The sequence below is a fragment of the Bradyrhizobium diversitatis genome, from assembly GCF_016031635.1.
Taxonomy (GTDB): Bacteria; Pseudomonadota; Alphaproteobacteria; order Rhizobiales; family Xanthobacteraceae; genus Bradyrhizobium; species Bradyrhizobium diversitatis.
The window spans coordinates 1-13,275 of sequence record NZ_JACEGD010000076.1; the positions used below are offsets into that span (position 1 = coordinate 1).

Genomic DNA, 13,275 nt, shown 5'->3' on the forward strand with positions numbered 1-13,275 from the left:
CGAATCTTCATCTCTGGCCAGAAGCGCGGCGTCTTCGGTGTCATCAAGCGCGAGCTGCGCCGCCGTTCCGCCATCGAACCCATCATCGGACACCTGAAGACCGATGGCCACCTCGGCCGCTGCTACCTCAAAGGCCGCGCCGGCGATGCGGCCAACGTCATCCTCTCAGCCGTCGGCCACAACTTCCGCCGCATCCTCGCCTGGATCAGAGAACTCTTGTGCCTGTTCCTGATCCAGCTCTGGCGCACGCGCGCCTGTCCGGCCCCGCTCAATTCGGCTTCTTAACGGACGACTAACAAGCAGCGAATACGTATTGTGGTATCCAGCACTCCTGCCGTGGCGACACCGTCGGGGCGATGTCGCTGGGTGCCAGAGGTTTGCTGCTGTCCGACGTCACCTCAATCAGCTTTCGTCCAAAAGTCGTGAACAGGCGAGCGGGTGGCGGTAGAATCGTTGAGTGCGCAACGCTTTGTTCGATCAAGCTTCGTGGTCGGGGCGACTCACCACCTTCTGATGCATTTCAGCGATCGCGCCAAGTGCTCGTCCGGAACCTGAGAGGCGGCAAGTCAGAGCTGAGGCGGTCGTCCACTTGAAGTTTAGTTGCGAATGAATAGCGTGACGAGAGGGTCGGGGCCGACCTGACGCGTACCGTGACCATGGATACTGTCGTCGAAGGTCGCCCCCGGAGGCAGGGTGTCATCGGCGAAGAAGCAATCACCCGGCTTGAATAGCCGAGAGCTTCCGTCTTGCAAAGTGATCTCCATTTGGCCCTGCACGATAAAAATCCCTAGTGGCATGCTGGTGCAATGAAACCCCAATCGAAATCCGACGGGACTCTCGCGTAGCAGATAGTTATCGCATGGGAATGACTGCGATAGTCGGAGCTCAGGCGTACCTTGGTCTAAGTCAATCGACTCCTCACGAAATCTGGCCCGGCCATCGCTATCGGTAAACAGAATGACTTTAGTGAAAGTCGTCATTGGCACCCTTTCATCAAATTGAAATCGCGATTTCTCACGGACGTACATGGGTCATGAAAACCAAGACACCTTCCGGTACCCACTCGTCGCATACCGCTATCCCAATTCGGCGGCGATAGTGCATCGAGTGCCTGGGCCGTACTAGCGTCGGATAGCTTGACCTCTCGCTGATTGTTGAGAACACCTACAAACTCGCTTTCGGGAGGCCGGAGCATTTTTCAAGCGACGGTAGAGTCAGTAGCCACGCCTCACGTCCACCACATTTTTCAAAGGTTGTCCAGCGAGATACCTTTCAATGTTTTCTGCGAAGATATCGAAAAATCGCTTTGTGTAGTCTGTTGGCGTACCTGATGTATGTGGTGTGACAATAACGTTCGGGAGTGTCCAGAGAGGGCTCTCTTGTGGCAACGGCTCTCGTTCAAACACATCTAACAACGCGCCGGCGATCTTGGCGGACTGCAATGCGTCGATCAGCTCAGCTTCCTTGATCACGGTGCCTCTCGCGATATTGATCAGAAAGGCACTTGGCCGCATGCGAGAGAGCTCGGTGGCGCCGATCAGACCCACCGTATCGGACGTCGACGGCACCGCCAGGACCACGAAGTCGCAGACTGGCAGGAGCTTGTCGAGTTCGTTCGGGCCGAAGAGTTGATCGACTCCTTCGATGACCTCCGCAACATTGCGCTTTGACCCAACAACCCTCATCCCGGCACTCTTCGCACGGCGAGCAATGGTTGCTCCGATCGAGCCAAGGCCGATCACGCCGAGTGTCATCTCGGCAAGCGGGGTCACTGCCCGAAAGTTCCACTTCTGCTCGGCCTGCTCACGCAAGAAGCGGCGAAAGTCCCAATGGAGCATGGTTGCTCCGGCCATAACGTAGTCGGCAATTAGCTCTCCATGAATGCCGCGGGCGTTCGTCACCGTCACGTGTGCCGCCCTGTCGCACACCGGGAAGAAGGAGTCGACGCCCGCCCCCGTTGATTGGAACCAACGAAGCTTATTCGCCATGTCAAACTGTGCTGCGGGAAATTGGAAAGCGAGTATGGCGTCTACCTCGCTGATGCAAGCCTCTAAGCGGCGTACGTCTGGCGCCACAATTGTGCGGACCTGAGGAAACCGCTGTCCAATCAGTCTTGCGTACTCTTCTGCGTGCGGGTGGTGCAATGCGATGGTGAGCGATGGGGTGCTTGCGATCATGTCTGTCGGCGTTTTGGGCTTGAGATCCATATTGACTTACCTCGTACGAGTTGAAGTGCTAGGGCGCGCTGACTTAGGATTACGTTCCCGCGAAAGCTCGTTAGCATGGCTTGCGTCTTCGGCAGCACCATTGCCGTGGTCGCAATGCCCAAACACGGCCGCCCAGAGCGAACCTCGTCCGAATCGCCCTGGCATGCAGGTCTTCAACCGATACATGAGTGCGTCAGGGTACTTAGTATATTCAGTGCTAATAGCCATCCTTGGTATTCCTACGGTTTCCCCGGGGTGCCGAGGCGAGCACAGCGACGCAAGATGGAAGAATTTCTAACTCGCTGCGCAAGCGCGACCTCGCGCTTGGTTCCGAATATTGACATTACATACTAGGTATACTAACTGGAGTCAAATCGGTGCAGGGCACTGTCGGCGCAAGCTTTGCCTATCAAGGAGATATTGCTTTTGGAAAAAATTCTCTACTTCGAGCGCACGGAATTCGACTCGCGCCTCGCAACCACGAAGCATGAAATGGCTAAGCGTGGCTTGGACATACTGTTGTTGTCTGAGCCCCCAAACGTCAATTACCTGACCGGCTATGATTCCTATACGTTCTATACGCCGCAAATGCTCATCGTGGCGCTGAATCGTTCCGAGCCGATCTACGTCACGCGCCTGGTGGACAGACCTTCGGCGCAAATCTTTACCTACCTTGCGGAAGAGAATATCAGGGGGTTCCCCGATTTCTACGTTAACTCAACAACCTCGTCAGCTTGGGCGTTCATAGCCGACGTGGTGAAGGAAGTCGGTGGCGAAACAGCAAGAATCGGCGTGGAGCTGGGCGGCTACTACTACTCGGCCCGCACCCACGCAGACCTCGTCAAGGCTCTTCCGAATGCCGAGTTCTTGGACGCGGACCTACTTGTCAATTGGATACGGATTGTGAAAAGTCCGGCCGAGCTGACCCTCATGCGGCAGGCGGGTCGCATCGCCGATGCCATGCTTACCCGTGCAGTGGAAATGGCAGAGCCGGGCGTGCGCGAATGCGACCTTGCTGCTGCTGTATATCACCAGCAGCATTCTGGATTACCCGAATTTGGCGGCAGCTATGACTCATCTATCCCGTACTTCTGTGTTGGCGACCGTGCTCGCGGGCCACATTCTGCGTGGACAGATAGGCCGCTGCCAGATTCAACACAAATCAACATCGAAGTTCATGGAAATCGGCTGCGCTATCAGGTCCATGTAAGTCGCACAATTTGTATTGGAAAGCCGACTCCAGAGTACACAAAGTTCGCGGAAATCCAAATCGAGGGCCTGAATGCGGCGCTGGAAACGGTCCGGCCAGGTCGTGCTTGTTCAGAAGTCTTCGCGGCCTTCTCCAAAGTACTCGCGAAACATGGGATCGTGAAAACTGAAAGGATCGGCTATTCACAGGGGATCGGTTACCCGCCGGCAGGCTCAGAGCGTACTGTGAGTATTCGCGAAGACGAGCAGACAGTTCTTCAGCCAGGCATGTGCTTGCACCTGATGCCCGGTTTATGGCTTGACAACGGAACCAGGAGTGTCGCGGTCACGCAGCCTTTAGAGATCACACAGACCGGATATGCGCCGCTAACCACGACGCCGCGCGTCTTGGTCGTCAAAAAATAGCGAAGCGGGCCGCCTCGGAGATGGCGGTGAACCATTACAGGAAGGGGAAGACAGATGCATGGAACCGAACGCGAGGAGTGGGAGATTCGGTGCGATTTGGCTGCGGCCTATCGTCTGATCGCCCATTTCGGCATGGACGACCTTATCTACACTCACCTATCTGCACGACTCCCCGGCAAACAGCATCGCTTTCTGATCAATCCGTTCGGGATGCTGTTCGACGAGATCACGGCTTCGAGCCTCGTCGTCGTGGACCCCGATGGTTATGCGATTGACGAGAGCCAAGCCTCCAAAATCAACAACGCGGGCTTCACAATCCATTCAGCCGTGCATATGAGCCGACACGACGCCATGTGTGTCATGCACACGCACAGTCTCGGAGGCATGGCTGTCGCCGCTCAGGAACACGGTCTCCTTCCATTGAATCAGGCGTCAATGGAGTTTTACGGGCATGTTGCCTATCACGACTACGAAGGTTTCGCGTTCAATCTAGAAGAGCGCGACAGATTGGTGCGTGATCTTGGCAAAGACGACGTGATGATCCTGCGGCATCATGGGTTGCTCACTGTTGGACGCACGGTGGCCGAGGCGTTCTATAACATGTATTACATGGAGCAAGCGTGTCGCGTTCAAATCGCAGCTTTACAAGGTGGACAGAAAATACTTCTGCCACCGGACGCTGTTGCGATTCACGTCGCGGCCCTTGCCAAGAGCGCGCCTGAGAGAGGTGAACGCGCTTGGGCGGCTCTCAAGCGTCGGCTCGATCACGTCAGCCCGATCTATGCAACCTAAACTGCTCCTCCAGCGGCAAAGGTAAGAGTTGGGATCACTAAGCGAACGCTTGCTCGACATGGCTTCTATTTGACCTTGCAGCCGCGGACTCGGAGTCCTCCTGCCCCTGCGTGAAGGTGCGAGAGCTACAACTAAAAGACCCGGAGCTGTCCTCAGGCGGATTGCGAACAGAAGCTTAAAATACCTGGCGGCACGACAACTGAATCGACTCAAATGCTGAATGGTGACCAGTTTCTCTATCGCTCGGTTTCGCGGAAATTAAGGGCTCTTGTTGGTACTGACAAATATGGGCCCGGCGCACAGCTACCGAGCGCGCAGGATCTCGCGAAGGAATTCGGCGTCAGCACGATCACTATCCGTCGAGCTATTCGTGATCTCATTCTTGAGGGTCATCTTGTCGGACGACAGGGACGCGGTGTTTTCGTCGCAAGCAGGAGAAAGATCACGCGCCGTTTGCTCAAGGAAGATGGAATTTCCACCCTTGAGGATGATTTACGCAAAGCGGGGATGAAGCCTAGCATCCAAGAACTCGATCTGACGCTCGCCCCATCAGGCGACGACAAGGGACTTGACCGTAATAATGCAGGAATTGGCTATCGGCTCGACAGGATTGTTCTCGCAGACGACGAACCGGTGGCACTTGACAGGATTTGGTTTCCGCGCCACCTCGTTGATCCGTCTCAACTCCGAGGGCATTTGGAGAGATCGATCATCCAAGTCCGAAATTCTGAGTTTGATCACATCGACTTCTGCATCGAAGGTTCGACCGCCACTGAAGAACAGGCGGCGTTTCTCAAAATCGTGACTGGCTTTCCTGTACTCGTTATTCGGTTTGCGCTGATTGGTACAGACGGCCGCCCACTGTTTGTTGGTCGGACGATCGCACGGGCCGACCGTTTTGAGTATCAATTTCGTGCGACCCCCCCCGTACACAAGCCCAAATGAACGGTGTGCCCAACTTTCTCAAGGGAGGAGACTTTATGCGGAAGACACAGAGTTTATCGTTGCTGGTCGTGCTGCTCACATCGGCCGGCAATTCGTCTGAGGCGTTTGCGCAAGCTGACGACTCTTTCGTGGGCTCGCTTCGCAAGGCGGGTGTAGTCAAGGCGGCGGTCGCGTCGGTGCCACCCTTGATAGCGATCTCGCCCACAGGAAAAACCACAGGCTACATGGCGGACATCACGAACCTCGCGCTCCAAGGCATGGGCTTGCCTGAGCTAACGCCCTCGCTCATAGACTATAGTGCGATGATCCCGGCGCTGCAGGCAAGGCAGGTTGATCTCGTCGTGCCGGTTTTGCAGGCGAGCGAAGAAAAGTGCAAAGCAGTTCTGTATTCGGCGCCCGTTTTTCTCAACCGAAACGTGCTATTCGTAAAGGCCGGGAATCCGAAGCATTTGACGAGCTTGGCCCAGATCGCCACCATGCCGGAGGTCAGGGTGGCGGTGACCTCGGGCGGGCAGCCCGAAGCCCTCGCGTTGAAGGCGGGGGTGAAGCGCGAGCAGTTCGTCTACGCTCCCGACAATCAGGCTGGTATCTCCACGGTTATCGGCGGTCGGGCGAATGCCTACGTCGCCGGTCAATTCTCATTCTCGATCAGCAAGCTGAAGCAGCTTGGCCTGGATGTGGTCGTCGACCCGCAGAGCCCGGTGATTCTCTACGGTGTCGTCGTCCGCAAGGAGGACGTGGGTTTCCGCGATGCGCTCAGTCACCAGATCAATATTCTACGCGGTAACGGTAAGATGAGGGAAGCGTTCATTAAGTGGGCCGCCGAAGCCGACGTCGCGGACGAGATTGTCGCAGCCACTTGGAAGACGCTATCAAATGTCCAGAAGCTCAGTGAGGTCGTGCCAGGGTGTGAGTAAGGGTAATTCTGGAGTACTGGCCTGTCCTCTTGCGGGAATTGTGGCCCACCGTGTGGGGAGGGGCGGGCTGCATTACGTCGCAGTGGCATCCGCGCCGGCTGGCCAGGAGCAGAGTCCCGCGTGCTTGCAGCCTCGCGATGTCAGGCGCAAGCGCGCATCGAACGAGACGCACCAAAGCACGATCGACCGGGAGGCTCGGCAGTACGAGAAGGCCGACGGACGGCCGGCCAAGCTCTGCTACATGGGGCATGCTCTGATGGTGAAGCGCTATGGCCTGGCGGTCGGCGGCATCGTCAGCCAGGCCACCGGCACCGCCGAACGAGAGGCGGCTCTGGCGTTGATTGATAGTCGCCAACCCACAGGCCGGCGGATCACGCTCGGCGCGGACAAGGCCTATGACGTCACGCCGTTCGTGCACGACTTGAGAGAACGATCGGTGATGCCGCACATCGCGATCAACGGACACCTCAGTAAGGCCGGCATTCCGCGCAAGACGGCAGTCGACGCCCGCACCACCCGCCATGCTGGCTATGAGGTCAGCCAACGCTGCCGCAAGCGGATCGAGGAGGTGTTCGGGTGGATCAAAAGTTCCGCCGGTCTGGCCAAGGTAAAGCTGCGGGGGCGCGAGCGCGTGGACGCCGCCTCTACATTGGCGCTTGCGGCCTACAATCTGATCCGCCTGCCCAAGCTGCTGGCGGTGCAGCTATGAACGTATGGGGCAAATGGCGTGTCGTGGAAACGCCTGATCACGACATGGCTGGAGCGGGCTCTTACATTCTTTTCGCTCAGGCGAGGGAAACGCGTGCGCAGATCTACGGAACCGAACCCAAGGTTGCCGATGCTGCCAGGTTTCAGATTTTGAATGAAGACGTCCGCCCGAGCAATCATCCCATCAAGAACTGCACGGTCTTGCTCGACCGTCAGGTCAAGGCAGACTGATTGTTTCCCCCGATTTAGCCAAACGAAATAGGCACTCTGGCCTCGAACGAGCTTATCGTAATTTCGCGCGAAGTCGCCTTCGGGCCGCTCGACTTTGATGACACGCGCACCAGCATCCGCTAGGCGCGAAGATGCATAGAGCGCCGCCACCGCCTGCTCGACAGCAACGACCGTAATACCTTCAAGGGTCTTTCTCATGCCGATGCCGCATCACCATTCCGAATGGAGTTTTTGGAACGTCGGTACTTAAGAATGGAGAGCAATCTGCTCTGCTCATTTCCTACAATGGAGATGCCCTCATCGACTCCCATCCCGGGTTTTGCAAGGATCATGTCGGCCTGCGTAGCGACCGCGATATTGACCGCAGCCCTGGCCGACAAATCTGTTTCGGTGCAGCTTCCGCCGACATACGCACCGACTCCATTTTCCTTACAAACCAACACTGCCCTGGCAGTATCGGCGATCGAACCCACGTCAGGCATCTTGATCTGAATGACATGAGCAGCCTTTGCTTCGGCGAAGAGGCGTACATCCTCAAGCGTATTGCATTGCTCGTCGGCCACGACCCGGGCGTCCGTACCACGCGCATCGAGAATGGCGACAATCTTGGCGTACTCGCGCAGCTGAGCCTCCGTTGACCCAAAGTCTGCCGGACATTCAATATGAAGCCGGTAACCGGGGACGTCATCGGCTAGCCGCGCGATGAAATCGGCAATCTTTTCCGCTTGCATGCCGATCTCGAGACCAATCCAACCGTAAACGTCGAAGTGCAGAATAGGATGATATCCGGGCTTTCCGATTTCTCTTGTACGCTTAGCGACCCACGTAACGAAATTACGAAACGTCTCGCCCGAAGGACCAAACTTTTCACGAGAGTTGATCAATCCATGTGGGAGAAGATCCACGGACTTGAGCACCATCTTGTCGACGTTGAGCTCTCTTAGATCGCCACTCTGCGCATAGATTGGAATCGGCCGCTCCGGCAACGGCAGGGAGAATTCAGAGCAGATCACCTCAGCAAGTGTAGTCCGGCCAAAATGCGCAGCAGCCCGGAGTAACGCTTGGCTCACGCCATATTCAATTGCCAGCGGTAGGCGCTTATGCTCGTGGTACGCGAGGACCTGTTTACACGCAGTGAGGAAGTTAGACACGTCGGCCGATAGAAGTCGCGGAATGACGACAGATCTAGTAACGGCTTCGACTGCCTCGATCTGAAACACTGGATCGCGGCCGCCTGCGCCTGAATATTGCACGCTCATCATGTCGCCCCACACGATGACATCGTCCGACAAGACAATACCGATGCTGAGCGAACGCGCTGGCATACGGATGCTCGTGAACCCAGGCGTCAGAGGAGCGCCCACATAGAGAAAACCGTCATGAGCAGCGCCGGCTCGTATTGCAGCTTGATCGTCATAGAAGAAGCTACCGTTCCCAGGAGCCAAAACTACATCTTTTATCGTTGCAGAATTTGCCAAAGCGCACTCAATCAAGTTCGTCACTATCTGCCGCTTCGCACACGCCTAATCGATAGCCGGAGCATCGGCCGAATCAACGAGCTTTAGGTTTTGGAAGATCCTCAATCCCTCCACTCCGCCTTCGTAACCATAACCGCTCTGTTTTATGCCACCGAGCGGTGCATCCGCGGACACACCCTTGAGATAGTTCACGCTGATAGTACCTGCCGAAAGGCTACGGATCATCCTCTTCTGAATGTCAGGGGAGTCGCTAAAGATATAGGATGCCAGCCCGAATTCAGTCGCATTGGCCCTCTCAATTGCCTCTTCAATCGTATCGAATGGCGCAACAGTGAGGATCGGTCCGAAAGGTTCTTCGTGAAGCACCTGTGAATCGGGATGAACGTTGCTCAGAACAGTAGGCGCCCAGTAGAACCCCGGTCGGCCAAGGCGTTTACCACCTGTTTCAACCCTTGCTCCACGACTGACGGCGTCCTTCGTCAGGCGCTCCATTGCCTCGATTCGTCTCGCATTAGCCATCGGGCCCATGTCCGTCGCAGGATCGTCGGGAAGACCGACCCGGATCCTTTCTGCGGCGTCAACGAGTTTTGTCAAGAACTCCTCATAAATAGATTGCGCGACTAGAATGCGGTTTGGCGCGTTGCAGCTCTGTCCGGCGCACTCGAACTTGTATTCGGATATTGCAGAAACCGCCTTTGAGACGTCAGTATCTTCAAAGACTACGACAGGGGAGTGGCCGCCAAGCTCTAGAACACATCGCTGAAGACTGGTTGCTGCAATCTTCGCAAGCTGTTTGCCAACCGGCGTCGAGCCGGTGAAGGACAGAACTCGGACGACAGATGAACCGAGCAAATGCTTGGAGATCATTGGCGGGTGGCCGAAAACCAGGCTCACTACTCCGGCCGGAATCCCTGCCTCCTCCAAGGCCTCCATTAGGTAGACGCCAGCACTTGGAGTCTCCTCCGCCGCTTTCAAGATTACCGGACACCCGGCTGCGATAGGAGCGGCAAGTTTTCGGGCGTTGAGGACGGCCGGGTAATTCCAGGGTGCAAACGCAGCAACAACACCAATTGCTTCCGGTACGATTGTCCTTTTATGATCGATCGAGAATGGAGCCGACAATTCCTTCGCGTGAATGCCATTCCATTCGAGCGTTTCGACCGCACGCGCATACTCGCCTTTCGCTTCGGCCACAGTCTTCCCTTGTTCTTTGGAAAGCGCTGATGCCGCAGATTCGATCTTTCCCTTTAGTATTTGTGCGGCGCGAACGAGAACCGCCCCCCGTTCGTGGGCCGGTGTACTGGACCAAGGCAGCAGACTATCCTCCGCAGACTTCAACGTATCATCTAGATCGGACGCGGACGCAACGGCCACATGTCCGAATTCCTGCGCAGTGGCAGGATTGATGAGCGTCAAAGCGGTACCATTGCCGCCTGAGCGCCACGTTCCGTTGATAAAGAGCTTGTAGTTCACGTTATCGGACATACGTCAATCGCCGCCCTGCTATTTTGCCATCTCGGGGTTTCAGCCCCACGATTAAGCTGTCGCATGCCCAAGGCAGAGGTCACTGTCCCGGCACCTCGTCCCGGATCTCGCTCGCCGAGACATCAACGTCATCCCGCGATGTCAACCCGAAGGGACCAGCGCCATCGCAATGAATGGAGATCACCGGCATACGCTCTGGAGATAGTGGCCGAAGCCTCCGGCCGCCATTCGCTAGATCATTTCACCGCTACGAACGAGCTCGTCCATTACGGAGCCCACGGCCTTTTCAGTAATCGAGATGATATCGTCAATTTCAGCCTTGGTGGTCACGAGCGGCGGAGCGAAACCGAGGATCTCGCCATGGGGCATAGGGCGCACGATCAGGCCGCGGTCGCGGGCTGCCTTGGATATACGAGCACCAACTTTGAGGGAGGGGTCGAAACGCGTTTTGCTATCGCGGTCGCTGACGAACTCGATAGCGCCCATCAACCCGACCCCGCGCACTTCACCGACGATCGGCAGCTGCGCGAAAGTCTTCTTGAGCTGAGCTTGGAAATAGGCACCTACCTCGCGGGCATTCCCAGCAAGGTTGTCCTTCTCGACGATGTCGAGAACGGCATTTGCCGTAGCGGCTCCGATTGGATGACCCGAGTAAGTATAGCCGTGCGAAAATGCGCCGACCTTGTCAGCACCATCTTCGAAGACTTTGTAGACTTTCTCGCCGACGATCGCAGCGGAAAGAGGGAAGTAGCCAGAAGTCAAACCTTTGGCGACGGTGATGAGATCCGGTTCGATACCGTAGTGCTGAGAGCCAAACATTGACCCGGTGCGGCCGAAGCCGGTGATTACTTCGTCGGCGATCAGCAAAACGTCGTGCTTGTCAAGCACAGCCTGGATTGCTTTCCAGTAGCCTTCCGGCGGCGGCGTAATACCGCCAGTGCCGAGCACCGGCTCGGCGATGAAGGCGCCCACATTGTTTGGACCGATGCGCTCGATGAGCTGGTCGAGTTCAACCGCGCGACGGGCAGAGAACTCGCCCTCGGTCTCCCCAGGGGTCGCGCCCCAATAGTGGTGCGGAGCACCGGTCCGCACTATTTGCGGCAGCGGAAGATCCATATAGTCATGGTAGAATCTCATACCCGTCATCGAACCGGAAACGACGCTACAACCGTGATAGCCGCGTTCGCGCGAGATGATCTTCTTCTTGTTCGGCTTACCTCGAAGGTTGTTATAGTACCAGACGAGCTTTGCCTGCGTCTCATTGGCGTCGGAGCCGGACATGCCGTAGAAGACTTTGCTCATCTTTCCTGGCGCCATCTTGACGAGACGATCCGAGAGATTTGCGAGCTCGTCTGTCGTGTGCGCCGCGTAGCAGTGATAATACGCGAGACGGTAGGCCTGCCGCGAAATAGCCTCGGCGACTTCGGTACGCCCATAGCCAACATTGACGCAATACATGCCAGCGAAACCGTCAATCAGCTCATTCCCGTGAGCGTCCTGAATTCGGATGCCCTTACCTGTTTCGACGATCGTTGGCTCCCCAAGCTTGCCAGTCGCAAAATCCTTGAGATGCGTGAAAGGATGTAGGACGGACCTTTTGTCCTTCTCGCTGACTTCTTTGACATCAATGGTCATTCTGCACTTCCTTTCAATCGCAATGCGGATGGGTGTGGGTTCCTAAATTCTCGGCCAGACCACATTTCGCGCCGTGACGGAACGACGCCCGACTGGGTTTCGTCCTCTGAAAGAGGGCGAGAGCCGGCGATTTCGGTAGTCGTCAACAAGTTCGGCATGAAGATTATACGTGCTGACCGCGGCCTCGGCTGCCGATTTTTTTTAAGGACCATTTGTGCGTCCAAGCGGCCATTTGTTGAAGTGCGAGTGTATTCAGGATACTGATATTGCGAATATGTTTGCGTCGTATGTCATCGCGACTCGGAGGATTTTCTGCATCGCCGAAGCCTTTAACGCCGCATTTCACCCGAAAGCTTGGGGCCGATTATGCAGTATGATCGAATAGACGCCTGCATTCTTGAGATCGTGCAAAAGAACAATCGTCTAACGTCAGAGGTGGATCGGCGAAATGGCGGGGGCTTTCCGCTACTGCGTGCCAACGACGATTGAAGAGGCTCCGCTTGGAGGGCGTCATCAAGGCTGATGTCTCGATCGTTTCGCCCAAGGCGGTGGGAAAGTCTAGTTCGATGCTTGTGCTGGTGAGCCTGGAGCGGGAGCGCGCAGATATCATTGATAAGTTTAAGAAGGCCATCAAGTCGTCAGCTGTCCCAATCGCCCGGATAAACCATCTGATGACGAGATGGTGTTTCGCTTCCGGAGCGTGACGTCAATACCTTGTTCGGCCGTCAACTGAACGGCATCAATGCGGAGTCGAGACCGGAGCCGAGCAGGATATGTGGCCTTGACCGAGGGAAGATGTGGCCCAGACACTGGATATCATCACGTCCCGTCCGGGAGCTCCAGCGTCTCGGTGACGTCCTCATCGATCTTGGGTAATCGGTTGTCACCACAGCATGGGCAGGTCGCAGGACCAGCAATACGCTCCCGAGACAAATGATCCAGCAGCGGCTGCGCGCTGGCTTGTGAGTCGTCCGTTAAGAAGCCGAATTGAGCGGGGCCGGACAGGCGCGCGTGCGCCAGAGCTGGATCAGGAACAGGCACAAGAGTTCTCTGATCCAGGCGAGGATGCGGCGGAAGTTGTGGCCGACGGCTGAGAGGATGACGTTGGCCGCATCGCCGGCGCGGCCTTTGAGGTAGCAGCGGCCGAGGTGGCCATCGGTCTTCAGGTGTCCGATGATGGGTTCGATGGCGGAACGGCGGCGCAGCTCGCGCTTGATGACACCGAAGACGCCGCGCTTCTGGCCAGAGATGAAGATTCGGCGG

General features: G+C 56.5%; 11 protein-coding genes and 2 pseudogenes. 7 read left to right on the forward strand and 6 right to left on the reverse strand.

Going from position 1 to position 13,275, the window contains the following annotated elements; genetic code table 11:
• Nucleotides 1–285, forward strand: a 285-nt coding sequence (locus tag H1B27_RS38805; protein ID WP_197965649.1) for a transposase, incomplete at its 5' end; no start/stop codon positions are given.
• Nucleotides 286–1,214: 929 nt separating this feature from the next.
• Here H1B27_RS38805 and H1B27_RS38810 read toward each other — a convergent pair.
• The gene (locus H1B27_RS38810) at nt 1,215–2,207 is read right to left on the reverse strand and encodes a D-2-hydroxyacid dehydrogenase (RefSeq protein ID WP_246516055.1); all 993 of its coding nucleotides are present in this window, start codon (nt 2,205–2,207) and stop codon (nt 1,215–1,217) included.
• Nucleotides 2,208–2,633: 426 nt separating this feature from the next.
• Here H1B27_RS38810 and H1B27_RS38815 point away from each other — a divergent pair, with 426 nt between their 5' ends.
• The 5 genes and pseudogenes from H1B27_RS38815 to H1B27_RS38835 all read left to right on the forward strand — a co-directional run.
• The gene (locus tag H1B27_RS38815) at nt 2,634–3,821 is read left to right on the forward strand and encodes a M24 family metallopeptidase (protein WP_197969660.1); all 1,188 of its coding nucleotides are present in this window, start codon (nt 2,634–2,636) and stop codon (nt 3,819–3,821) included.
• Between the two features lie 54 nt (nt 3,822–3,875).
• Entirely contained in the window at nt 3,876–4,613 is a 738-nt protein-coding gene (locus tag H1B27_RS38820) for a class II aldolase/adducin family protein (RefSeq protein WP_197969661.1), read from the forward strand.
• 213 nt (nt 4,614–4,826) lie between these two features.
• Complete coding sequence (locus H1B27_RS38825) at nt 4,827–5,558, forward strand: GntR family transcriptional regulator (protein ID WP_197969662.1); 732 nt, start codon at nt 4,827–4,829, stop codon at nt 5,556–5,558.
• Nucleotides 5,559–5,593: 35 nt separating this feature from the next.
• Nucleotides 5,594–6,475 carry a transporter substrate-binding domain-containing protein gene (locus tag H1B27_RS38830; RefSeq protein WP_197969663.1) on the forward strand — a complete coding sequence of 294 codons (882 nt, stop codon included), beginning with the start codon at nt 5,594–5,596 and terminating at the stop codon, nt 6,473–6,475.
• Between the two features lie 154 nt (nt 6,476–6,629).
• Nucleotides 6,630–7,184, forward strand: a pseudogene (locus H1B27_RS38835) (transposase); the annotation flags it as partial.
• A 77-nt stretch (nt 7,185–7,261) separates the two neighbouring features.
• Here the strand turns inward: H1B27_RS38835 and H1B27_RS38840 are convergent.
• From H1B27_RS38840 to H1B27_RS38855, 4 genes and pseudogenes are all read right to left on the reverse strand, one after another.
• Nucleotides 7,262–7,612 (reverse strand): annotated as a pseudogene (locus H1B27_RS38840) (CoA transferase); the annotation flags it as partial.
• Nucleotides 7,609–8,916: a methylaspartate ammonia-lyase gene (locus H1B27_RS38845; protein ID WP_311977815.1), complete on the reverse strand. Its 1,308-nt coding sequence runs from the start codon at nt 8,914–8,916 to the stop codon at nt 7,609–7,611. The pseudogene H1B27_RS38840 and the gene H1B27_RS38845, both read right to left, overlap by 4 nt.
• A gap of 21 nt (nt 8,917–8,937) precedes the next feature.
• Entirely contained in the window at nt 8,938–10,377 is a 1,440-nt protein-coding gene (locus H1B27_RS38850; protein WP_197969664.1) for an aldehyde dehydrogenase family protein, read from the reverse strand.
• A 231-nt stretch (nt 10,378–10,608) separates the two neighbouring features.
• Nucleotides 10,609–12,012 (reverse strand): aminotransferase, encoded by a 1,404-nt coding sequence (locus H1B27_RS38855; RefSeq protein WP_197969665.1) that lies wholly within the window; start codon nt 12,010–12,012, stop codon nt 10,609–10,611.
• Nucleotides 12,013–12,512: 500 nt separating this feature from the next.
• Between H1B27_RS38855 and H1B27_RS41350 the strand changes: the two genes are divergently transcribed.
• Nucleotides 12,513–12,716, forward strand: coding sequence for a hypothetical protein (locus H1B27_RS41350; protein WP_376709030.1), 204 nt, complete (start codon nt 12,513–12,515; stop codon nt 12,714–12,716).
• 270 nt (nt 12,717–12,986) lie between these two features.
• On the opposite strand, the gene H1B27_RS38865 is transcribed toward H1B27_RS41350, so the two are convergent.
• Nucleotides 12,987–13,275 (reverse strand): transposase (locus H1B27_RS38865; protein WP_197967352.1); only part of this gene is annotated, 289 nt, incomplete at its 5' end.